This window comes from Microbaculum mangrovi (assembly GCF_051390635.1).
Taxonomy (GTDB): Bacteria; Pseudomonadota; Alphaproteobacteria; order Rhizobiales; family Tepidamorphaceae; genus Microbaculum.
In genome coordinates, this window is record NZ_JBPODT010000003.1 from 193,475 (window position 1) to 214,178 (window position 20,704).

At 67.6% G+C, this 20,704-nt stretch carries 19 protein-coding genes; 10 read left to right on the plus strand and 9 right to left on the minus strand.

From position 1 onward, the window contains the following. Nucleotides 1-20: 20 nt before the first annotated feature. Nucleotides 21-3,911, minus strand: a complete 3,891-nt coding sequence (locus ACSF9G_RS13660; protein ID WP_436642507.1) for a peptidoglycan-binding protein — start codon at nucleotides 3,909-3,911, stop codon at nucleotides 21-23. A 251-nt stretch (nucleotides 3,912-4,162) separates the two neighbouring features. Between ACSF9G_RS13660 and ACSF9G_RS13665 the strand changes: the two genes are divergently transcribed. The 8 genes from ACSF9G_RS13665 (at nucleotide 4,163) to ACSF9G_RS13700 (ending at nucleotide 13,334) form a co-directional block, all read left to right on the plus strand. Continuing rightward, nucleotides 4,163-4,621, plus strand: a complete 459-nt coding sequence (locus ACSF9G_RS13665) for a MerR family transcriptional regulator (protein ID WP_436642509.1) — start codon at nucleotides 4,163-4,165, stop codon at nucleotides 4,619-4,621. Between the two features lie 65 nt (nucleotides 4,622-4,686). Then, nucleotides 4,687-6,480, plus strand: a complete 1,794-nt coding sequence (locus ACSF9G_RS13670; protein ID WP_436642511.1) for an acyl-CoA dehydrogenase C-terminal domain-containing protein — start codon at nucleotides 4,687-4,689, stop codon at nucleotides 6,478-6,480. A gap of 154 nt (nucleotides 6,481-6,634) precedes the next feature. Continuing rightward, nucleotides 6,635-7,792 carry an acyl-CoA dehydrogenase family protein gene (locus ACSF9G_RS13675; RefSeq protein ID WP_436642513.1) on the plus strand — a complete coding sequence of 386 codons (1,158 nt, stop codon included), beginning with the start codon at nucleotides 6,635-6,637 and terminating at the stop codon, nucleotides 7,790-7,792. Between the two features lie 172 nt (nucleotides 7,793-7,964). After that, nucleotides 7,965-9,173 carry an acetyl-CoA C-acetyltransferase gene (locus tag ACSF9G_RS13680; protein ID WP_436642515.1) on the plus strand — a complete coding sequence of 403 codons (1,209 nt, stop codon included), beginning with the start codon at nucleotides 7,965-7,967 and terminating at the stop codon, nucleotides 9,171-9,173. 80 nt (nucleotides 9,174-9,253) lie between these two features. Next, complete coding sequence (locus tag ACSF9G_RS13685) at nucleotides 9,254-9,715, plus strand: cupin domain-containing protein (protein ID WP_436642517.1); 462 nt, start codon at nucleotides 9,254-9,256, stop codon at nucleotides 9,713-9,715. A gap of 36 nt (nucleotides 9,716-9,751) precedes the next feature. Further along, nucleotides 9,752-11,983: a 3-hydroxyacyl-CoA dehydrogenase NAD-binding domain-containing protein gene (locus ACSF9G_RS13690; RefSeq protein WP_436642519.1), complete on the plus strand. Its 2,232-nt coding sequence runs from the start codon at nucleotides 9,752-9,754 to the stop codon at nucleotides 11,981-11,983. A gap of 143 nt (nucleotides 11,984-12,126) precedes the next feature. Continuing rightward, nucleotides 12,127-12,744 (plus strand): 2-hydroxychromene-2-carboxylate isomerase, encoded by a 618-nt coding sequence (locus ACSF9G_RS13695; protein ID WP_436642521.1) that lies wholly within the window; start codon nucleotides 12,127-12,129, stop codon nucleotides 12,742-12,744. An 80-nt stretch (nucleotides 12,745-12,824) separates the two neighbouring features. After that, nucleotides 12,825-13,334, plus strand: coding sequence for a hypothetical protein (locus ACSF9G_RS13700; RefSeq protein WP_436642523.1), 510 nt, complete (start codon nucleotides 12,825-12,827; stop codon nucleotides 13,332-13,334). 97 nt (nucleotides 13,335-13,431) lie between these two features. On the opposite strand, the gene ACSF9G_RS13705 is transcribed toward ACSF9G_RS13700, so the two are convergent. Both ACSF9G_RS13705 and ACSF9G_RS13710 read right to left on the minus strand, forming a co-directional pair. After that, the gene (locus ACSF9G_RS13705; protein WP_436642525.1) at nucleotides 13,432-14,292 is read right to left on the minus strand and encodes a thioesterase family protein; all 861 of its coding nucleotides are present in this window, start codon (nucleotides 14,290-14,292) and stop codon (nucleotides 13,432-13,434) included. Then, complete coding sequence (locus ACSF9G_RS13710; protein WP_436642527.1) at nucleotides 14,289-15,251, minus strand: alpha/beta hydrolase; 963 nt, start codon at nucleotides 15,249-15,251, stop codon at nucleotides 14,289-14,291. The genes ACSF9G_RS13705 and ACSF9G_RS13710 overlap by 4 nt, the downstream gene beginning before the upstream one ends. Nucleotides 15,252-15,384: 133 nt before the next feature. Here ACSF9G_RS13710 and ACSF9G_RS13715 point away from each other — a divergent pair, with 133 nt between their 5' ends. Beyond that, on the plus strand, nucleotides 15,385-15,855 hold the full coding sequence (locus ACSF9G_RS13715) for a secondary thiamine-phosphate synthase enzyme YjbQ (protein ID WP_436642529.1): 471 nt from the start codon (nucleotides 15,385-15,387) through the stop codon (nucleotides 15,853-15,855). Here the strand turns inward: ACSF9G_RS13715 and ACSF9G_RS13720 are convergent. The 6 genes from ACSF9G_RS13720 to ACSF9G_RS13745 form a co-directional block, all read right to left on the minus strand. Continuing rightward, nucleotides 15,818-16,189, minus strand: coding sequence for a hypothetical protein (locus ACSF9G_RS13720; RefSeq protein ID WP_436642531.1), 372 nt, complete (start codon nucleotides 16,187-16,189; stop codon nucleotides 15,818-15,820). The two genes, ACSF9G_RS13715 and ACSF9G_RS13720, sit on opposite strands and share 38 nt — an antisense overlap. 161 nt (nucleotides 16,190-16,350) lie before the next feature. Then, a complete protein-coding gene (locus ACSF9G_RS13725) occupies nucleotides 16,351-16,686 on the minus strand; it encodes a hypothetical protein (protein ID WP_436642533.1) in 336 nt (111 codons plus the stop codon). Between the two features lie 86 nt (nucleotides 16,687-16,772). After that, the gene (locus ACSF9G_RS13730; RefSeq protein WP_436642535.1) at nucleotides 16,773-17,099 is read right to left on the minus strand and encodes a hypothetical protein; all 327 of its coding nucleotides are present in this window, start codon (nucleotides 17,097-17,099) and stop codon (nucleotides 16,773-16,775) included. A 10-nt stretch (nucleotides 17,100-17,109) separates the two neighbouring features. Beyond that, nucleotides 17,110-17,397, minus strand: coding sequence for a YggT family protein (locus ACSF9G_RS13735; RefSeq protein ID WP_436642537.1), 288 nt, complete (start codon nucleotides 17,395-17,397; stop codon nucleotides 17,110-17,112). A gap of 100 nt (nucleotides 17,398-17,497) precedes the next feature. Beyond that, entirely contained in the window at nucleotides 17,498-19,351 is a 1,854-nt protein-coding gene (locus ACSF9G_RS13740) for a sodium:solute symporter family protein (protein ID WP_436642539.1), read from the minus strand. A gap of 13 nt (nucleotides 19,352-19,364) precedes the next feature. Beyond that, nucleotides 19,365-19,625 (minus strand): DUF4212 domain-containing protein, encoded by a 261-nt coding sequence (locus ACSF9G_RS13745; protein ID WP_436642541.1) that lies wholly within the window; start codon nucleotides 19,623-19,625, stop codon nucleotides 19,365-19,367. A 400-nt stretch (nucleotides 19,626-20,025) separates the two neighbouring features. On the opposite strand from ACSF9G_RS13745, the gene ACSF9G_RS13750 reads away from it, so the two are divergent. Beyond that, the gene (locus ACSF9G_RS13750; protein WP_436642543.1) at nucleotides 20,026-20,694 is read left to right on the plus strand and encodes a response regulator transcription factor; all 669 of its coding nucleotides are present in this window, start codon (nucleotides 20,026-20,028) and stop codon (nucleotides 20,692-20,694) included. Nucleotides 20,695-20,704: the final 10 nt, after the last annotated feature.

The following is a 20,704-nucleotide window of genomic DNA, read 5'->3' on the forward strand; positions in this document are numbered from 1 at the left end:
TTATTGCTAACCGGAGGTGATCAGCCGGCCGATTTGTCGAGTTCCGTGAGCAGTTCCGGGGTGATGTCGCCGGTGTCGGGCATGCCCACCGAGCGCTGGAAGGCGCGCACCGCGTCGCGGGTGCGGGGACCGACCTCGCCGTCGGCCGGGCCGGGCGTGAAACCGAGCTTGGACAGCATCGACTGGGCCGACATGATCATGTCGCGGTCGATGAAGGCCTGCCGCGCCTGCGTTACCGATCCCCAGCCGCCCTGCGGTTCGGGGACGACGTTGGCGCTGGCGTCGGGCGTCTTCGGTGTCCAGGCATCCAACACCGCGCGGGCCTTCAGCAGGCTTTCCTGATCGAGCTGGCTGGCGACTTCGTCGCGTTTGGCGAGCGCCTCGTTGTCGCCCTGGTCGGCGGCGATCGCGAACCAGCGGAACGATTCGGCGAAATTGGTCTGGACGCCGAGGCCGCGGGCGAACAGGACCGCGAGGTTGAATTGGCTGTCGGCGAGGCCGTATTCGGCGGCCTGGCGGAACCAGATGGCCGCCTTCTCGTAGTCCGGCTTTCCGTCGATGCCGTCGGCGTAGAGCACGGCCAGATTGTGCATGGCCTTGCGATTGCCCTGCTCGGCGGCGCGCTGGTACCACATGCGGGCCATGGCGAGGTCGCGACCGACGCCTTCGCCCTTTTCGTACAGGCTGCCGAGGCGATACTGCGCCGGGGCGAGCCCCTGCGCGGCCGCCTTCCGATACCATTCGACGGCCCTGGTGGCGTCGTGCGGCAGGCCGCGGCCGTCCATGTAGCGGACCGCCACCTCGAATTCGGCGGCCGGTTCGCCCGCGGCGGCGGCCTGGCGCAGCAATTCCGGCGTCGTGCTGGCCGCCAGCTCGTCGAGGACGGCGCTGGCGGGCTGCGCCGACGCGGTCACCGGCGCCGTCATCGGCTTGGAATTGCCGGCGGGCATGGAAGCGGACGCGGTTTCGGTCAGCGCGACGGCCGCCTTGGGGCCGGCGGCTTTCGGCTTGTTGGCGCCCGCCTTGTTGGCGCCCACCTTGTTCCGGGCCCCCGTCTTCGCCGCGTTGCCCTTGGCCTTCGACTTGTCTGCGGTCCTGGCGCCGTTCGCCTTCTTCTTGGCCTGGGGCTTGCCGGCGACCTTCGACGGGTCCTTGGTCGCGGTCCGGGCCTTGGCCTGCGGCGCTCCGCTCATCGTCGCGTTCGCGGTGACGTTGCGCGGAGCGACGACAGGAACCGATGCTGCGGATTCCGATGCGGCGGACCCCGATGGCAGTGGGGCCGACAGGAAGGGGGCGGCGTCTGGCGCCGCGCTCGCGACCGCGGGCTGGTCGAGGGAGGACGTGCTGGCCGGATCCGACGTCAGCAGGGTGGCGATCTTCATCGTCCCGTAGACGAGGACGAGCATCGCCGCGGCGATCGCCAGCGGACGGCGGTATTTCTTGAGTGCGCTGCGGAGCGCGCCGAGGGACACGCCCTTCGCGACGGCGGTCTTGTCCTGCGTGCCGGACTGCTCGGCAACGGCGGCCTGGGCGGCACGCCGGGCCGCGGCGATGAAGTCGGACGGTGAATCCGTCGCCGACATCGCCGGCGGCGCGGCCGCCGGCCGGCCGGTACCGGGAACCAGCGGCGTGTCGTCTTCGATGGAGTCGGCCCCGGAGGAGCCCACATTCGGGGAACCCGAATCGCGCTGCGATTTTTTCGCTGCCGCTGCCGCCTTGGCGGCCTTCTTCGCTTCGGCCTTGGCGGCTTTCGCCTCGGCCGCGGTCGTTTCGGTCGGCTCCGCCTTCAGTCTCGGCTCGGGCTTGACGGCCGGCGCCTCGGCCGGCTCGGCGGCGCGGTCCCGGGGCTCGGATTGTTCCTGGCCGGGCTGCGACTTGTCCCCGGCCACCTCGTCGACCTCGTCCTCGAGTTCCTCGAGCCTGTCGACGACTTTCATCAGCGTGGCGTGGACAACCTGCAGCGCGTCGTGGGTGCGCTGACCGGTCGCTTCGGCGTCCCGGCGCTGGTTGGCGAGTTCGTCGCGCAGCGTGCCGAAGACGTCGGCGCCGCCGACGCTCGTCCCGATCGCCGCAAGCGCGCGCTCGATGGCGTCGTTCGCCGCAGCGCGGGCTGCATCCAGGGTATCGGCCCGGCTGTCCTCGATACGGGAGAACATGTCCGTGATCGTCTGTTCCAGCCCGCCCGTGTCGGCCGTCTGGCGGGAGGTGGCATCCACGGTCTCGGCCAGCCGCGAGATCTGCTGCTCGATCTGCGCGAGCGCGACCGGGTCGCCGTCCTGGGCGGCGCCGGCCAGTTTTTCCGAAAGCTGGGCGATCTGATTTTCGAGCTCGCCCATGCGGCTCTCGGGCGACTGCGTCATGCGCTCACCGAGCGCCTGCATGTCCCGGCGCAGCGCCGCGTGGTCGTCGCGGCGCACACCGTCGATCTGTTCGGCCAGATTGCGGATGTCGGCGCGGATCGCGTCGAGCTCGGCAAGCCCGGCCTCGTCGAGGGCGTTGGTCGCCGCAAAGGCGCTGCGTTCGGCAAGCAGACGATCGCCGAGGTCGCGCAATTCGCCGCGCATGGCATCGAATTCGCCGCGTGTCGCCGTATCGAACCGCGCCGCGATATCCTCGAGCTGGGCCTCGATGGTCCCGGAACTGGCCTCCGGCAGCGTCTCGATGCGATCGGCCAGCCGCGCCATCTCCGCGCGCATGGCCTCCATTTCGCCGCGGCCGCGAAGCTCCACCTGCTCGGCGATCTCGCGCACCTCGTTGCGTATCGCGCCGATCTCGTCGCGCGCCGCCGCGCTCAGCCGCACGGCGACATCCTCGAGCTTCGCTTCGATTGATTCTGTATCGCGCCCGGGCATGGACTCGATTTTGCCCGCCAGATTCCGGATCTCGGAACGCAGGGATTCGAACTCGCCGCGCGTCCTGCGGTCGATGTCCTGGGCGATCTCGCGCAGTTCGCCGCGGATCGCGTCCAGTTCCGAGCGCGTCGCGGTATCGAGCCGCCGCACCGTGTCCTCGAGCCGCTCTGCGAGGTCGTCCGCGACCTTGGAGGGCATCGATTCGATGCGCCGCGCCATCTCGGCGACCATCAGCTGGAGATCGGAGAAATCCTTGGTGTCGCTGGCCCGCAGTCCGCCGGTTGCGACGACGTTTTCCAGGCCTTCCCGGATCTGCTTGAGCTGATCGGAGGGCAGGGCCTCGCCGAGCGAGCGCTCGAGCCGCTCGGAAACGAGATCGATGCGGTGGTCGACCCGGTCGGCATAGCCGGACACGGCGCGGTCGAATTCGACCTCGAGCGTTTTCTGCCGGGAGGCGATCTCGGCGATCGCGTCCCTGAGGCCGTTACTTGGGGCAGAGGAGGGGCGGTCCGGCCGGGCGGCGGGCGCGGTGCCGGTAAGGGGCGGGCGCTGCTTGGATTCGACGCGCCGGGCAATGTCGTGAAGCCGTTCCTCGAGATCGCGGATCGTTTCGCGGGTCGAAATCCGTTCCGGTCCTTGGGGCATCGTGCTGCTCAATCTGTCGAGACGGCGGGCGATCCCCCGTAACGAGTGCGGATCGTCGTCGTCGGCTGCGGGCTTTTCGGTTCCGATCGCGCCTGCCAGGCGATCGAGGCGAAGCTCGATCGGATCCGTCGGCCCGAACGGGTCGCGGGCGCCCGGGGTGTCGAACGGGTCGTCCAGACGCCGGCCACCGGTCGGGGCGGCGCGGTAGGCTTGCGGGGAATCCGTGGAAGTGGCCGAGGGGGCGGCGGGCGGCCGCGGTACGTCTTGCGGCGCCCCGGTGTCCACCTTCGAGTCGTGCAGGACCGCGTCGAGCCAGTCGCCGAGGCTCATGCCTGCCCGATCCGCGGCGCGTCTCGCCTGGTCGGCGGGATCGTCGTGGTCGACAGGTTCTCTACGTGAGCCGCGAAGTGCCATGTTAGTCTACCGATCCGATCCGGTCCGTTCGTGCCGGGCATGGGCTCCATTCGTTTCCGGAGTCGGGAATCGTCCGGCCTGGCTGATCCCCGATGGATAGTTTTCCCATCAGGGTAAATAGTTGGTTAAGCGCGCCGTGGTTTCTCGGCGTCGCGGTCTCGAAACGGGACAATGTCGGGCCGGAAGGTGTTTTGATTTGACCTTTACGTAAACGTAAGGCATATTGCGCCCGCGATAACGAGGAGCGTTTCATGGTCGAGAACGCCGTGGCGAATGCGCGGTCCGAGGCCGAGGCGCAGGCCGGGTCCATTGAACAGGATCACAAGACGGTCTTCACCATCGGCGACCTGTCGCGCGAATTCGGCGTGACGCTGCGGGCAATCCGTTTCTACGAGGACAAGGGGCTGCTCAATCCGCGCCGGCAGGGCATGACGCGGCTCTACTCGCGCCGTGATCGCGCCCGGCTGAAATTGATCCTCCTGGGCAAGCGCGTCGGCTTTTCCCTCGTGGAGATCGGCGAGATGCTCGATCTCTACGATCTGAAGGACGGCCAGACGACCCAGATGAAGGTGGCGCTGACGAAATTCGACGAACAGATCGCGTATCTGGAGGCCCAGCGCGCCGAGATCGATCAGGCGCTGGGCGACCTCAAGCGCGCCCGCGACGTGGTCCAGGGCATCCTGAAGGAGCGCGAGCACAAGGAACGCTGATTTAACAATCGGCCGGGGCGGTCCCCCGACCCGGCCGCTGACAAGCCAATTCCGGGAGTGAAACCATGCCGAGTTACAAGGCCCCCGTCGACGACGTGCTGTTCCTTCTGAACGACGTCATCGGCATCGACCGCTACAACAACATCCCGAGCTTCGCCGAGGCGACCCCGGATCTGGTCAAGGCGATCCTGGAGGAGGGCGCGCGTCTCTGCGAGGAGGTGCTGCAGCCGCTGAACCGGGTCGGCGATACCGAGGGCTGCACCCGCAACGATGACGGCAGCGTCACCACGCCGACCGGCTTCAAGGACGCCTTCAGCCAGTTCGCCGAGGGCGGCTGGATCGGCCTGACCGCGGACCCGCAATATGGCGGCCAGGGCCTGCCGCACACGCTCGGCGCCGCGATCAACGAGTTCGTATCCTCCGCCAACATCGCGTTCGGCATGTATCCGGGCCTGACCCAGGGCGCCATCGCCGCGCTGGCGATCCACGGCTCCGACGCGCAGAAGGCGCTCTATCTGCCCAGGCTCGTGTCCGGCGAATGGCTCGGCACCATGAACCTGACCGAGCCCCATTGCGGCACCGATCTAGGCCTCCTGAAGACCAAGGCCGTGCCCGACGGCGATGGCTCCTACGCCATCACCGGCACCAAGATCTTCATCTCCGCCGGCGAGCACGATCTTGCCGACAACATCGTCCATCTGGTGCTCGCCCGCATCGAGGGCGCGCCGGAAGGCACCAAGGGCATCTCGCTGTTCGTCGTTCCGAAGATACTGCCGACCGAGGACGGCGGTCTCGGCGCGCGCAACGCCGTGGGCTGTGGCGCGCTCGAGGAGAAGATGGGCATCCACGGCAACGCCACCTGCGTCATGAACTACGATGGCGCCACCGGCTGGCTCGTCGGCGAGGAGAACAAGGGCCTGCGCGCCATGTTCACGATGATGAACGAAGCGCGCCTCGGCGTCGGCATCCAGGGGCTGTCACAGTCCGAGGTCGCCTATCAGAACGCGGTGACTTACGCCCGCGAGCGCCTGCAGGGGCGCGCGCTGACCGGACCGAAGGATCCCGACAAGCCGGCCGATCCGATCATCGTGCATCCGGACGTGCGCCGCATGCTGATGAGCATGAAGGCGTTCAACGAGGCGGCTCGCGCGCTCGTGCTGTGGACGGCGGTCCGCGGCGACATCGCCCATCGCGGCGCCGACGAGACGGAGCGGCAGACCGCCGACGACCTGATGGGCCTGATGACCCCCGTGGTAAAGGGCGTGCTCACCGATACCGGCTTCCAGAACGCGGTCACCGCCCAGCAGGTCTACGGCGGCCACGGCTACATCGCCGAGTGGGGCATGGAGCAGTTCGTCCGCGACGCTCGCATCGCCATGATCTACGAGGGCGCCAACGGCATCCAGGGGCTCGACCTGGTCGGCCGCAAGCTGCCCGCCAATGGCGGCCGCGCGGTCATGGCGTTCTTCGGCGAGGTCGAGGCCTTCGTCAAGGAGAACGCAGGGGACAAGGCGATGGCGCCCTATGTCGAGCCGCTGAAGACGGGGCTGGAGACGCTGCAGCAGGCCACGATGTGGTTCATGCAGAACGCCATGACGAAGCCCGACAACGCTGGCGCCGGCTCCACCGACTACATGCATCTCTTCGGCCTCGTCGCCCTCGGCTACATGTGGGCGCGGATGGCCCGGGTCGCGCAGGCCAGGCTCGCCGACGGCGCCGACAACAAGGCTTTCTACGAGACCAAGCTCGTCACCGGCCGCTTCTTCATGGAGCGGATCATGCCGGAGGCGAAGGCCCACTACGCCCGCATTTCCGCCGGTGCCGACACGCTGATGGCGCTGTCGGCGGAGGCGTTTTGATGGTGGACACCGGCATCGGTCGCCATCCCGGCCGGAACGGTGTGGAGATCCGGGACCGGAGAGGCCCGGCGCCATCTGTGGCTCGCTGATCCCGGATCGGCCGCCCGGCCGTCCGGGATGACGCCGGGATGACGAAGGAGAGGGACGAGACGATATGACCGCACTCGATGTACCCCGCCCCGACTGGATGAGCGAGGACGTCGTCCTCCTCGAGGACCAGTCGCGCCGCTTCTTCGACGCCGAGATGGTCCCGCACTACGACGGGTGGATCGACGAGGGCATCGTGCCGCGCTGGGCCTGGGAGAAGACCGGCGAGGCGGGCCTGCTCTGCGCCGCGTTGCCGGAAGAATACGGCGGCGCCGGCGGCAGCTTCGCCCACGAGGCGGTGATCACCTATCAGCTCGGCATGGCCGGCCTCGACTCCTTCGGCATCGTGCTGCACAACGCCATCGTGGCCCCCTACATCCTGCATTTCGGCTCGGAGGACCAGAAGAAGCGCTGGCTGCCGAAGCTGGCCACCGGCGAGATGATCGGCGCCATCGCCATGACCGAGCCCGGCGCCGGCTCCGACCTGCAGGGCGTCAGGACCACGGCCACGAAGGACGGCAACCACTACCGCATCTCCGGCTCCAAGACCTTCATCACCAACGGCCAGAACGCAAACCTGATCATCGTGGTGGCGAAGACCGATCCCGCCGCCGGCGCCAGGGGCACCTCGCTGTTCGTCGTCGAGACGGACGCGGTCGAGGGCTTCCGTCGCGGCCGCAACCTGAAGAAACTCGGGCTCAAGGCGCAGGACACCTCCGAGCTGTTTTTCGACGACGTGCGCGTGCCCGCCGACGCGCTGCTTGGCGCGGAGGAGGGCCAGGGCTTCGTCCAGCTCATGACCGAGCTGCCGCAGGAGCGCCTGCTCGTCGCCGTCCAGGCGATGGCGATGATCGAGCGCGCGCTCGAGGTGACCATCGCCTACGTCAAGGAACGCCAGGCCTTCGGCAAGGCGGTTATGGAGTTCCAGAACACCCAGTTTGCGCTCGCCGAGGCCAAGACCGAGGCGACCATCGCCAAGGTGTTCATGAACCACTGCATCGGCCAGCTCATCGCCGGCCGGCTCGACTCCACGACCGCGTCGATGGCCAAGTACTGGCTCACCGATCTGCAGTGCAAGATCGTCGACCAGTGCCTGCAGCTGCACGGCGGCTACGGCTACATGGCCGAATACCCGATCTCGCGCATGTACCAGGATGCCCGCGTCCAGCGCATCTACGCCGGCACCAACGAGATCATGAAGCTGCTGATCGCCCGGAGCCTGTGAGCGATGGCGCGCAATGGCTTCCCCACGGTCGAAACAGCGGCGTCGGGTCGGGCCGTCCCGGTCGCGCCCGGATCGCGCCCGGGCTTGACCCGTCCATCGCCAGCCACACGTCTATCCGTCATGAACACTGCGCCGTGCCCTCGCCGGCGCGGCACGCATAAGGGAGGCTCGCATGCCTGAGTGCTTTATCTACGACCACGTGCGCACACCGCGCGGACGCGGCAAGAAGGACGGGAGCCTCCACGAGGTCACCGCGCTCGAACTCGCCGCCCAGGCGCTGCGCGCGGTCCGCGAGCGCAACGACCTCGACACCGGGCAGGTCGACGACGTCGTGCTCGGCTGCGTCGATCCGGTGGGCGAGGCCGGCGGCGACATCGCCCGCGCCGCGGTGCTGAAGGCCGATTACGTCCAGGAGGTCCCCGGCGTCCAGATCAACCGCTTCTGCGCCTCCGGTCTCGACGCGGTGAACTTCGCCGCCGGCGAGGTCATGGCCGGCCAGCACCAGATGACCATCGGCGGCGGCGTCGAGTCGATGAGCCGCGTCGGCATCGGCGCGTCCGGCGGCGCCTGGCCGATGGACCCGTCCCTGGCCATCAAGTCGTACTTCATGCCGCAGGGCATCTCCGCCGACCTGATCGCCACCAAGTACGGCTTCTCGCGCGACGACGTCGACGCCTACGCGGTGGAGAGCCAGAAGCGCGCCGCCAACGCCTGGGAGAAGGGCTACTTCGCGAAGTCGGTCGTGCCGGTGAAGGACATCAACGGCCTGACCATCCTCGACCGCGACGAGCACATGCGCGCCGACACGACGATGCAATCGCTGGCGAGCCTCAATCCCTCCTTCGTGCAGATGGGCGAGCTCGGCGGCTTCGATGCCGTCGCCGTCCAGCGCTATCCGGAGGTCGAGGCGATCAACCACGTCCACCACGCCGGCAATTCCTCCGGCATCGTCGACGGCGCCGCCGCGCTGCTGCTCGGCTCCAAGGCGGCCGGCAGGAAGGCAGGCCTGGAACCCCGCGCCCGCATCAAGGCCTTCGCCAATATCGGCTCCGAGCCCGGCATCATGCTGACCGGCCCGCTCGCGGTCACGGAGAAGGTCCTGAAGAAGGCCAAGATGACCATGGACGATATCGATCTCATCGAGATCAACGAGGCCTTCGCCTCGGTCGTCCTGCGCTACCTGCAGTATTTCGACCTCGACGACGCCAAGGTGAACGTCAACGGCGGCGCCATCGCCATGGGCCATCCGCTCGGCGCCACCGGCGCGATGATCATGGGCACCGTCATCGACGAGCTCGAGCGCACCGGCAAGCAGACCGCGCTGGTCACGCTGTGCATCGGCGCCGGCATGGGCACCGCCACGATCATCGAGCGGGTGTGAGGCGCACGCCCCGATCCCGGATCGGCCTTGAGGCCGTCCGGGATGACGACGGAGTGGCAAGAGGCAAGGCACGGAGACAGATGCCCAAGATCGACATGGACGCCGTTCCCGAGCGCAGGGGATCGGGCTATCCCGATCCCTTCAAGGCGGCTTATGCGAACCGGATCAAGCAGCCGCTCGGCGATGCCGCCGGCCTGACCCAGTTCGGCGTCAACCTGACCCGGATGGCGCCGGGAACGGGAACCGCGCTGCGCCACTGGCACGAGAACGAGGACGAGTTCGTCTACGTGCTCGAAGGCGAGCTGGTGCTGATCGAGGACGAGGGCGAGACGGTGCTGCGCGCCGGCGACGCCGCCGGCTTCAAGGCCGGCGTGCCGAACGGCCACTGCTTCGTCAACCGGTCCGACAGGGAAGCGGTTGTCCTCGAGGTCGGCACGCGCGCGCCGACCGAACGGAGCCACTATCCCGACGCCGATCTCATGGCCGTCAACGACGGCAGCGGCTTCAAGTTCACCCATAAATCCGGCGAACCGTACGCCTGACCCCATTTACGGGGACCCATCCAACGGGGAAACGTCATGACCTACAAGAACTTCACGCTCGACATCGACGCCGACGGCATCGCGCTCGTCACCTGGGACATGCCCGGCAAGTCGATGAACGTCTTCGACGCTTCGGTGATGGACGACCTCGAGGCGATCATCGCCAGGGTGACCGAGGACGCGGCCATCAAGGGCGCGGTCGTCACCTCCGGCAAGGACACCTTCTCCGGCGGCGCCGACCTGACCATGCTGCAGGGCCTGCTCGGCGAGTTCCACAGGATGCGTGCTGCCGCCAAGTCCGAAGAAGACGAGACGGCGGCGATGCAACGCATGTTCGACGAGAGCCGGCGCATGTCGCAGCTCTGGCGGCGGCTGGAGACCTGCGGCAAGCCCTGGGTCGCCGCCATCAACGGCACCGCCATGGGCGGCGCCCTCGAACTGGCGCTGTCCTGCCACCACCGCGTCGCCGCCGACAATGACAAGACCAGGCTGGCGCTGCCCGAGGTCAAGGTCGGCCTGTTCCCAGGCGCCGGCGGCACCCAGCGTGTGCCGCGCATGATCCCGACGCCGGACGCGCTGCAGTTCCTGCTGCAGGGCCGCGAGCTGCGCGTCGGCCAGGCCAAGTCGATGCGGCTGATCGACCAGGTGGTCCCCGCCGACGCGCTGGTCGAGACCGCAAAGGCGTGGATACGCGACGGCGGCAAGGGCGTGCAGCCGTGGGACAAGGACGGCTTCAAGCTGCCCGGCGGCAAGGTCTATTCGCCGGCCGGCTTCCAGATCTTCCCGCCGGCCAACGCCATCTATCGCCGCGAGACCTTCGACAACTATCCCGCCGCCCGCGCCATCATGTCCTGCGTCTACGAGGGCCTGATGCTGCCGATGGACCAGGCGCTGACGGTGGAATCGCGCTACTTCGCCAACGTCCTGCAGACCAAGGAAGCGGCCTCGATGATCCGCTCCCTGTTCGTCTCCATGCAGGAACTGAACAAGGGCGCGCGCCGCCCCGCCGACGTGCCGGCCGAGCCGATCCGGAAGGTCGGCATCCTCGGCGCCGGCTTCATGGGCGCGGGCGTCGCCTACGTCACCGCGCGCGCGGGCATCGACGTCGTTCTGATCGACCGCGACATCGAGGCCGCCGAGCGCGGCAAGGCCTATTCCGACACGCTGGTGTCGAAGGCCGTCAGCCGCGGCCGCTCGACGCCGGAGGCCAAGGAGGCGCTGCTGTCGCGCATCCGCACCACCACCGACTACGCCGACCTCGAGGGCTGCGACCTCATCGTCGAGGCGGTGTTCGAGGACAAGGACATCAAGGCCGACGTCACCCAGAAGGCGGAAGCCGTGATCGGCAAGTCCGCGATCTTCGGCTCCAACACCTCGACCCTGCCGATCACCGAGCTGGCCAAAGCGAGCGCGCGGCCGAAGAACTTCATCGGCATCCACTTCTTCTCGCCCGTCGACAAGATGATGCTGGTCGAGATCATCATGGGCAAGAAGACGAGCGACGAGGCGCTGGCCCGGGCGCTCGACTATTGCCGCGCGATCCGCAAGACGCCGATCGTGGTCAACGACTCGCGCGGCTTCTACACCTCGCGCGTCGTCGGCACCTACATCCGCGAAGGCCACCTGATGCTGATGGAGGGCGTGCCCGCCGCGATGATCGAGAATCTCGGCCGCATGGCCGGCATGCCGGTCGGTCCGCTGGCCCTGAACGACGAGGTCGCCGTCGATCTCGCCTGGAAGATCCTGCAGGCGACCCGGAAGGATCTCGGCGACACGGCGGTCGACCCGGCGCAGGAGACGCTTCTGGAAGAGATGGTCGTCAAGCGCGGCCGCCTCGGCCGCAAGAACGGCAAGGGCTTCTACGACTATCCCGACAAGGGCAAGAAGCACCTGTGGCCCGATCTCGCCGAGCTGCAGCCGGTCCACCTCGATCCCGATCTGATCGACAAGGAGGAGCTCGAGCATCGCCTGCTGGCGATCCAGGCGCTGGAGACCGCGCGCTGCTTCGCCGAAGGGGTGCTCACCGATGTGCGCGAGGCCGATGTCGGCTCGATCCTCGGCTTCGGCTACGCCCCCTTCGCCGGCGGCACGCTGAGCTACATCGACAACATGGGGCTCAAGGCCTTCGTCGAGATGTGCAACAAGCTCGCCCGCAAACACGGGCCCCGCTTCCGGCCGAACAAGCTGCTGAAGGAAATGGCGGCCAATGGCGAGACCTTCTACGGCCGCTTCCCGCCCGGCAAGCCGGAGCGCAGGCAGGCGGCCTGATACACCGACCTCGGCGCGCCTTCCTCTCTGCCGCCCGCTGACGAAACCGTGTTTCGCGGCGGGTGCAATCCCTTTGCCAATTCTCCGCGCCCGTTCCATTGTTGTGCCGACGGCGCGGCAGGCGACCGGGGGAAGGGAACGGAATGACGCGGAAGATCGAGTATTTCTTTACGGCCATTTCGCCGTGGTCCTATCTCGGCCATGACCTGTTCGTACAGACGGCGCGCGCGCACGGCGCCGAGATCGTCTACAGGCCGATCAACCTCAACGCCGTGTTTCCGGAAACCGGCGGCCTGCCGCTCGCCAAGCGGGCGCCCGCGCGGCAGAAATACCGGCTGGTCGAGCTGAAGCGCTGGAAGGAGAAGCGCGGCCTGCCGCTCAACCTGCAGCCGGCCCATTTCCCAACCGATCCCGCCCTCGTCGACCGTTGCGTCATCGCCATTGCCGGGGAGGGCGGCGACCCGGCCGACTTCCTGAGCCGCGCCTACCGATCGGTCTGGGCGCTCGATCGCGACATCGCCGACGAGCCTGTCGTCGAGGGTCTGCTCGCCGACGCCGGCCATGACCCCCATGCCCTGATCGAAAAGGCCAAGTCCGATGCGGTCGCTGCGATCTACGACGCCAACACGCGCGACGCGATCGAGAAATCCGTCTTCGGGGCGCCGACCTACGTGCTTGGCGGCGAGCCGTTCTGGGGACAGGACCGGATCGACCTGCTCGCCGATGCGCTTGCAAGCGGGCGGGCGCCGCACACGCCCTGAGGGTCGCGCGACGGCACATTTGTGCACTGGCCCGTTCGCGACTAGATAAGGGGCTCGGGGGCGCAAACCGGAGCCGTGCCATGAAACGCATTCTCATCGCCGCGGTCGTCCTGCTGGTTTCCGTGCCGGGGGCCTATGCCCAGAGCGCCGACCGGCCGGACACCGAAGGCGACCGCTATGTCCTGCGTCGTATGGACGACGGCCTGATGCGCCTCGACCGCGAGACCGGCGCCACCTCGTTCTGCCGCAAGCGCAGCGGTTCCTGGGTGTGCGAGGCCGTCGCCGACGACCGCGAAGCGCTCGAGTCCGAGATCAATCGCCTGGTCGAGGACAATGCCGAGCTGGCCCGCGAGGTCGGTCGGCTCAAGCGGCGGGTCGCCCGGCTCGAAGGCCGCGACAGGGGCCCCGAGGCCCGCCGGGACGAGGGCGGCCGGGATGACGCCGGACCCGACGCGAAGTCGAAGGAGCCGGAGGTGCCGAGCGACGAGGAGCTCGACAAGGTGTTCCGGACCTTCGAGAAGGTGATGCGCCGCTTCATGGACATGGCCCGCGACCTGCGCGAGGACTACGAGAGCCAGGACCGGTTCTGACCGATCCCGCCTATCCGTTGTCGCCAGGGGCTGCCTGTCCGTTCCGGCGCGGCGGCGCGCCGCGCTTTCCCGCAGGCCGGCGCTGTTCGCCGGCTCTTTAGGGCTGGTTGGCGAACTGGCCGGCAATGAGGGCCTCGGTATGCGCCCTCTTGTCGTCCGGCAGGGGCGCGGCCCGGCGTGTCTCCAGGTTCATGGTCAGGCCCGTCACCAGCACGATAGCCGCGACATCCCCGGACTCCGGCCTGACGAAGCGGTTCTCGAAGGTGATGGTGGAGCGGGCGATCGCGATCGGCCGGCTGATGACCTGGACCAGGTCGCCGAAACGCAGCGGGCCGGTCCGGGTCAGCTTCATCTCGACGGCGACGCGGCCGAAATTGTGGTCTTCGAGCCATTTCCGGTTGATGCCGGTCGACTCCCAGAAATGCGCCGCCGCGTCCGAGTTGATCCCGATCACGGCGGAGTCGAAGACGCTGCCGTCCGGGCGGCATTGCTGCGCGCGCACGCGCGTGCCGAGCGTGAGGTAGCCGCCCGGCGGGCGGGCGCCCTCGGGGCCGATATCGACGGGGGGGTCGTCGACGCTGCGCGGCGTCGCCGCCTGGGGCATCGTGCCGCCATGCTGGCCAAGCGCCCGCGACAGGCCCGCGGGCGGATCGTCGTAGGTCTCCAGGCACGTCGCCGAGAGCCGGCCGTCGGTCGTTTCGTAGAGCATGTGCACCGCTTGCCGGTCGCCGACCCCGAAGCTCTCGACGCGCACGCCGGCGTTCACCCTGAGCTCGGCGTGGTAGCGCACGTGCCGCACTGCCGGTTCCCGCCGGTCGGCCTCCGGGACGCCCGCCAGAACCTGGAAATGCCCGGCCGCATCCTCGAAGAAGCGGATGTAGAACTGGACGTTCAGGTGGTCGTTCTCGTCACACTCCCAGGTGTTGACGAAACCTCGCAGCGTCTCGATCGGGCTCATGCGAACGCGCCGGTCAGGAATTGGTCGATGCGCGCGAGGCTCTGCTCGCTGAGCGCGCCGGGAAAGGCCATGAACACATGCGCGCCGCCGGGATAGACGGCCAGCTCGGTATCGTTGCCCGCCGTCGCCCAGCGCATCGCCATGAACAGCGAGTCGTCGAGCAAGGCGTCGCGGGTGCCGACGGAGAACAGCGCCGGCGGCAGGCCGGACACGTCGGCCAGGATCGGCGAAATGTCCGGGTCGTCGAGCCGATGGCTGCGCGGCACGAACCGATCGATGAAAATGGTGATATCGCGCGTCGTCAGGATCAGTTTCTCGGTCCCCCAGTTCCTGGCGCTTGGTGTCAGCCGCAGGTCATAGCAGCCCGCCACCAGATTGGCCGCGCGGAACGGGGTCAGCCCGTGCCGGTCGCGAAGCCGCAGCATCGTCACCATCGACAGATGCCCGCCGGCCGATTCCCCGCCGATGGCGAAGCGTTCGGTGCCGAACTGCTCCCTGCCGTTTTTCACCAGCCACAGCGCCGCGGCCTCGCAATCGTCGGGACCTTGCGGATAGGGGTGCTCCGGCGCCAGCCGGTACTCGACGCTGACGACCGCAAGCCCGCACGTGTCGGCGATCCGCTCGAGGCGCGGGTCCTGTTCGTCGGCGCCGCCGATCACCCAGCCGCCGCCGTGAAAATGGAGGTAGACGCCCTTCGGGTTCTCCGGGGCGATGATGCGCAGGGGGATCGCACCGTGCGGGCCTTCGATTTCGATCGTCCTGGCGCGGTCCGATCGCGGTGCAACGGGAAACGGCCCCAGCCCCTGGCGCCGCCGCGACCTGATCATCGCGGGCGGGAACGACCACTGATCCGGCGCGGCCTCCATCCTCTTGACGATGTCGTCGTTGATCGCTCTGGTTTCCGCGGAAACGGCGCTATCCTCAAACAAGGCGCTATCGGGAAAGACGGCTCGTGCCATGGGTGTCCTGTTAGGTTGAGTGAATGCGGCGGGGCAGGTCGCCGGCATCAGACCGCAGTTCATCCGCTGCGTCCAGAGGTGTCCCCGAAACCAAGGGGCCGAAACGAAAGGGGCCGAATTGACTGCGAACGGAATGATTGTGCAGCACGTCGACATGATCGCGTTGACGACGCGCGGGCAGGGCTTCGTCGACGTCACCGGCGAGATCGCCCACTGGCTCGCCGCCAGGACCGATGGCGATGGCTTGGTGACGCTGTTTCTGCGCCATACCTCGGCCTCGCTGACGATCCAGGAAAACGCCGATCCCGACGTGCTCCGCGACCTTGCCGACACGCTCGACCGTCTCGCGCCGCGGGACCTTCCCTACCTGCACAACAGCGAGGGTCCCGACGACATGCCGGCCCATATCCGCGCCATGCTGACCGCGCCCTCGCTGGCGATCCCGGTCAAGGCCGGGCGGATGATGCTCGGCACCTGGCAGGCGATTTACCTGATCGAGCACCGCGACCGGCCGCACAGGCGCGAGATCGCGCTGCATTTCATCGGCGAGGAGCGCCGCCAGGGGCTCACAGCCGCTGCGACAGCGACAGGATCAGCGCCGTGACCCACAACACAGCGGACAGCCCGGCGGCGTACTGGGCGAACCAGAGATAGGCGTCGCGCAGCACCGTGGCGCCGGCCCATTGCGCATAGGCCGCGGCGGGGCGCTTGCCCTCGTCCAGCATCAGCCACATCTCGGTGCGCCGGACGTCCTGGGTCAGCGCGACGCGCGCCTTGAGCAGCAGGACGAGCGTGGCGATGGTCATCAGGATGCCGCCGCTGCGCACGGCGACGAGCGGATCGTAGGTGAGGCCGAGCATGACGCACAGGATGCCGAGGCCGGCGAAGCCGCAGGCGCGGCCGATCGACACGAAGGCGAGACGACGCAACTCGTCCATCGGAAGAACCTCGGAACGGAACGGCGACCAGCCTAGATTGCTCGCCGCCGCGCCTTTGGCGCAAGTGGTCTGTCCGCACGACTGCGTGAAGCAGCGGCGAGGGCGCGGGCCGTCGAATTGGGCCGTCGAATTGGGCCGTCTGTGCAGACCGGTTTCGCGCGTCAGGCCACGAACATCGACAGGGCGAGGCTGAACATCGCCAGCGCCGCCATCCACTGCGCGAACCACAGGTGGGCGCGCACGCGCGGACTGACGCCGTGGCGGCGCCGGTTGCCGGTCTGGCGGGCATGCAGCGGCAGGACGTCGCCGAGGCGGCCGCCGCCCGGATCGGCGCGAAACACCAGATAGAGGGCGGCGAGCACGGCCATCAGGCCGTCGGCCTTCAGTGTCAGGGCCGGGTCGTCCGCCAGGCCGCCGCCGATCAGGCCGATGGTGGCGCACAGGACGGCGAACGCCAGGGCCGCACTCTGGGCTTCGGGATTTTCGAAATCCGGCATGCTTCCGCGCTCCCGTTCCATTGGGACACGATGGACCTGCCCGGAATTGAAACGCCGTCCGTTTAAGGAAGTCTTTCCCGTTTCGTTCAGAAGCCACCGACCTGCAGGAAGGCGATGACGGCCGGCAGGGCCATGAGCGCGGTGCAGGCGAGCCAGATCCACAGCGATGTCGGGGTCGACTCGGCGCTGCCGGTGACCCGTTCGTAGAGCGCCGCCGGGATGCCGGCGATCATGATGGTCAGGGTCGAGCCCAGCAGATAGCTGAGGAAGATCACCACGCTGGGGCTGGAGATCAGAAGGCTCGGCGCCAGCAAGATGATGGCCGCCGTCGCCTGCGGCAGGATGATCGGCGAGAACATGCCGCTGATCAGGCCGAAGCCGAGAATGCCGATCAGATAGCCCTGGTACGACATCGCGGACCCCTCAGGCGGCCTGGATGGCGCTGGCGGTCGCGACCGTCAGCACGATCCGGGCGACTAGGATCCAGATCGCCGCGAAGACCAGCAGGACCAGGTGCGGCACCGCCGCCGGCGTGATCGGCCGCACCAGCGCCAGTACCGGATCGGTCAGCCGCACGAAGGCGCGGAAGATGTAGTTCCTCGAATCCGGCGGGAACATAAAGGACAGGATGAACCGCCCCAGCAGCGTGTACATCAGCGCCGCCAGCACATAGTTCGGGATCAGGGCGATGAGCGGAACCTGCACGTCCATCCGTAGCCACCCGGTTTTCCGGTTCGTTTCAACCACATCGTGGCGGGAAAAAGAAGGGCGGGACCGAGGTCCCGCCCTCCCGAGTTGACGTCCTGTGCCGTCAGGCGGCTTTCACCTTTACGTCGCCGCCTTCCATCATCGTGCCGCCGCGTGGCTTCCTGAGCTCGTCGACGAGGTCCTGGACCTCCTTCGACGGTGCCGGCGTGAACAGGCTGACGACGATCATGACGATCACGCCGATCGGCAGGCCGAACAGTGCGGCCGAGATGTTGGCGACGCCGAACCACTCGCCCATGCCGAAGTAGCGGGTCATGACCAGGTAGTAGAGCGTGATGCCGAAGCCGGAGATGATGCCCGCTATCGCGCCCGCGGATGTGCAGCGTTTCCACCACACGCCGAGGACGAGCGCCGGGAAGTTTCCGGCTGCCGCCAGCGAGAACGCCCAGGCCACCATCGACAGGATGTCGGCGGGTCTGGTGGACGCGAGCCACGCCGCGCCGATGGCGACCACTACCAGCAGCACGCGGGCCACGACGAGCCGCCGCGCCGTCGAGGCGTGCGGATCGACCATCTTGTAGTAGATGTCGTGGCTGAGCGCGTTGGCGATGGCCAGCAGCAGGCCGTCGGCCGTGGACAGCGCCGCGGCCAGGCCGCCCGCCGCCACCAGGCCGGCGATCACGTAGGGCAGCCCCGCGATCTCCGGCATCGAGATGACGATCACGTCGCGGTTGATCGACAGTTCGCCGAGTGCCAGGACGCCGTCTCCCGTCCCCTTGGCCGTGCAGGCCGCGCGGATCACGTCGACGGTCGTCGCGTCGGCGCCGCAGATCTTCACCAGGCCGAGATTGCCGTAGGTGTAGATCCACTGCGGCAGGTCGGTGATCGCCGTGCCGATGACGTTCTGGTACACCTCCAGCTTCGCGAACGCGGCATAGGCCGGGGCCGTGAAGTACAGCAGGAAGATGAACAGCAGCGACCATCCCACCGACTTGCGCGCGTCGCGCACGCTCGGCGTGGTGAAGTACCGCATCAGGATATGCGGCAGCGACGCCGTGCCGATCATCAGGCAGAGAATGAGCCCGAAATAGTTCAGCGGACTGTAGGTCGTGAACGGTTGCAGGTACGGCTTCAGGTTTTCGGCGCTGGCCAGGCCGTCCGCCACCAGTTTCTGCTCCAGACCGGCGATTTCCTGCAGCACCTGCCCGTACATGAGCTGCGGGATCGGGACGCCGTAGCGCTGCGCCGACAGGATGACGACCGGGATCAGGTAGGCGACGATCAGCACGATGTACTGCGCCACCTGCGTCCAGGTCACCGCCCGCATGCCGCCGAGCATCGAGCACAGCAGAATGCCGAGCAGCCCGACGAACACCGCGACCTCGAATGAGATGCCGAGGAATCGCGAGGCGATGATGCCGGTCGCGTAGACCTGCGCGGTCACGTACGTAAACGAGCAGGCGAACAGCACGATGATGCCGAGGAACCGGGCGACGTGTCCGCCGAAACGGGCCGCCAGGAAGTCGGGCACCGTGTAGGCGCCGAACTTGCGCAGGTACGGCGCGACCAGCACCGCCACCAGCACGTAGCCGCCGGTCCAGCCCAGCACGAACGCCAGGCCGTCATAGCCGAGCGCATAGAGCGTGCCGGCCATGCCGACGAACGAGGCGCCGGACATCCAGTCCGCCGCGGTCGCCATGCCGTTGTAGAACGCCGGAACCCTGCGGCCCGCGACGTAGTATTCGCTGACCTGCATGGTGCGCGACAGGATGCCGATGCCGGCGTAGACCGCCAGCGTGAAGAACACGAACAGGTAGCCGATCACCCTGTCGGGAACGCCGACCTGTTCCAGGATCGCCAGCAGCACCACGAACGCGGCGAAGCCACCAGTATAGATGCCGTAGATCTTGCCGAGATTGTTGACGAAGTCGGAACCACCACCGGTTTGGGTTGCCATCGTTCCGCCCCCCTCAGTAGTCGTCTTCGGCGACGCCGAATTCGCGGTCGATGGCGTCCTGACGTCCGGAGAACCAGAAGATCAGGATCACGAACACGATCAGCGAGCCCTGCGCGGCCATGTAGTAGCCGAGCGGAAAACCGAGAATGACGATTTCGTTCAGTGCTTTCACGAAGAAGTGGATCACAAAGCCGAATATGGCCCAGATCACCAGACACGTGATCATCAGACCTTTCGTCTTGCCCCACCAGGCTTCATCGTTGCCGTTTGCCATGGGTCACGTTTCCTCTAGGGTCACGGGCCCTTTCGCGGCGCTTGTTGATCCCGCTTGTTCAGGCCCCCTTTAGTCGGAGCCGCGAGCCCGGCATTCGGATGCTCTCGGCCCACGCAGCGGCCATCGTCCCCGGGCCGCAGCGTTAATAAAAGGTTACCATTGCGCGGGTTTTCTCCACATTCGACTTTCGGCTACGGGTGAATAACTGTCGTTTTCGAGTAAAGCGGCGCGAATACATGGGCGCACCGCTGGCGGCGCCGCGCGCGCACGCGGGAGCGCGCCGGTTTCCTGTCGAAATTCCGGAAATCGATCGGGAAGGCGCGTCCCCGGGGGACTTGCGCCCCGGCCTCCGGCGCGAAACACTTGGGGGGCGTGCGGCAACCTTGGGGCGGGAACGACATTGCACCACTCGGACGGCTACCGAATACTGATCGCGGACGACCATCCGCTGTTTCGCGATGCACTGAAACATGCGCTTTCCGGCGCTTTCGCGGACGTCGAGATACTCGAGGCCGGCACCATCGAGGAGATGACCGAGCGGATCGAGGCGGAGTCCGAGATTGATCTGGTTCTGCTCGATCTCGCCATGCCCGGCGTGCGCGGCTTCTCCGGCCTGCTGTTCCTGAGGGCGCAATATCCCAGCGTGCCGGTCGTGGTGGTCTCGGCGCACGAGGAGCCGGCGGTCGTTCACCGCTGCCTCGAGTTCGGCGCCTCCGGCTTCATTCCCAAGTCGACCGATGTGGACGGGATTCGTCAGGCGGTCGGCGAGGTCCTGGCCGGCGGCGTCTGGACGCCGCCCAATCTCGATTTCGGCCCCGCCGACGAGGGCGAGGCGCAATTGTCCGCCCGGCTCGCCACCCTGACGCCGCAGCAGGTGCGCGTTCTGATGATGCTGAGCGAGGGACTGCTCAACAAGCAGATCGCCTATAAGCTCGGCGTCTCGGAGGCCACCGTGAAGGCGCATGTCTCGGCGATCCTCCAGAAGCTCGGTGTCGAGAGCCGCACCCAGGCTGTGATCGCGGCGAGCCGGATCGAGGCCGGCCAGTGGCCGGGCGATCCGCCGGCCTAGCCGCGTCCGC

Coding starts and splice junctions, on each gene's coding strand:
- ACSF9G_RS13730 (WP_436642535.1), bottom strand. CDS start 17,099: ATGTCGTACCAGGGCTATCTGATCGGCATTCTCGGCTTCGGCCTGATC.
- ACSF9G_RS13745 (WP_436642541.1), bottom strand. CDS start 19,625: ATGGCAAACGGCAACGATGAAGCCTGGTGGGGCAAGACGAAAGGTCTG.
- ACSF9G_RS13705 (WP_436642525.1), bottom strand. CDS start 14,292: ATGAGCCCGATCGAGACGCTGCGAGGTTTCGTCAACACCTGGGAGTGT.
- ACSF9G_RS13735 (WP_436642537.1), bottom strand. CDS start 17,397: ATGGACGTGCAGGTTCCGCTCATCGCCCTGATCCCGAACTATGTGCTG.
- ACSF9G_RS13710 (WP_436642527.1), bottom strand. CDS start 15,251: ATGGCACGAGCCGTCTTTCCCGATAGCGCCTTGTTTGAGGATAGCGCC.
- ACSF9G_RS13740 (WP_436642539.1), bottom strand. CDS start 19,351: ATGGCAACCCAAACCGGTGGTGGTTCCGACTTCGTCAACAATCTCGGC.
- ACSF9G_RS13665 (WP_436642509.1), top strand. CDS start 4,163: ATGGTCGAGAACGCCGTGGCGAATGCGCGGTCCGAGGCCGAGGCGCAG.
- ACSF9G_RS13680 (WP_436642515.1), top strand. CDS start 7,965: ATGCCTGAGTGCTTTATCTACGACCACGTGCGCACACCGCGCGGACGC.
- ACSF9G_RS13670 (WP_436642511.1), top strand. CDS start 4,687: ATGCCGAGTTACAAGGCCCCCGTCGACGACGTGCTGTTCCTTCTGAAC.
- ACSF9G_RS13715 (WP_436642529.1), top strand. CDS start 15,385: ATGATTGTGCAGCACGTCGACATGATCGCGTTGACGACGCGCGGGCAG.
- ACSF9G_RS13675 (WP_436642513.1), top strand. CDS start 6,635: ATGACCGCACTCGATGTACCCCGCCCCGACTGGATGAGCGAGGACGTC.
- ACSF9G_RS13700 (WP_436642523.1), top strand. CDS start 12,825: ATGAAACGCATTCTCATCGCCGCGGTCGTCCTGCTGGTTTCCGTGCCG.
- ACSF9G_RS13685 (WP_436642517.1), top strand. CDS start 9,254: ATGCCCAAGATCGACATGGACGCCGTTCCCGAGCGCAGGGGATCGGGC.
- ACSF9G_RS13695 (WP_436642521.1), top strand. CDS start 12,127: ATGACGCGGAAGATCGAGTATTTCTTTACGGCCATTTCGCCGTGGTCC.
- ACSF9G_RS13690 (WP_436642519.1), top strand. CDS start 9,752: ATGACCTACAAGAACTTCACGCTCGACATCGACGCCGACGGCATCGCG.
- ACSF9G_RS13720 (WP_436642531.1), bottom strand. CDS start 16,189: ATGGACGAGTTGCGTCGTCTCGCCTTCGTGTCGATCGGCCGCGCCTGC.
- ACSF9G_RS13660 (WP_436642507.1), bottom strand. CDS start 3,911: ATGGCACTTCGCGGCTCACGTAGAGAACCTGTCGACCACGACGATCCC.
- ACSF9G_RS13725 (WP_436642533.1), bottom strand. CDS start 16,686: ATGCCGGATTTCGAAAATCCCGAAGCCCAGAGTGCGGCCCTGGCGTTC.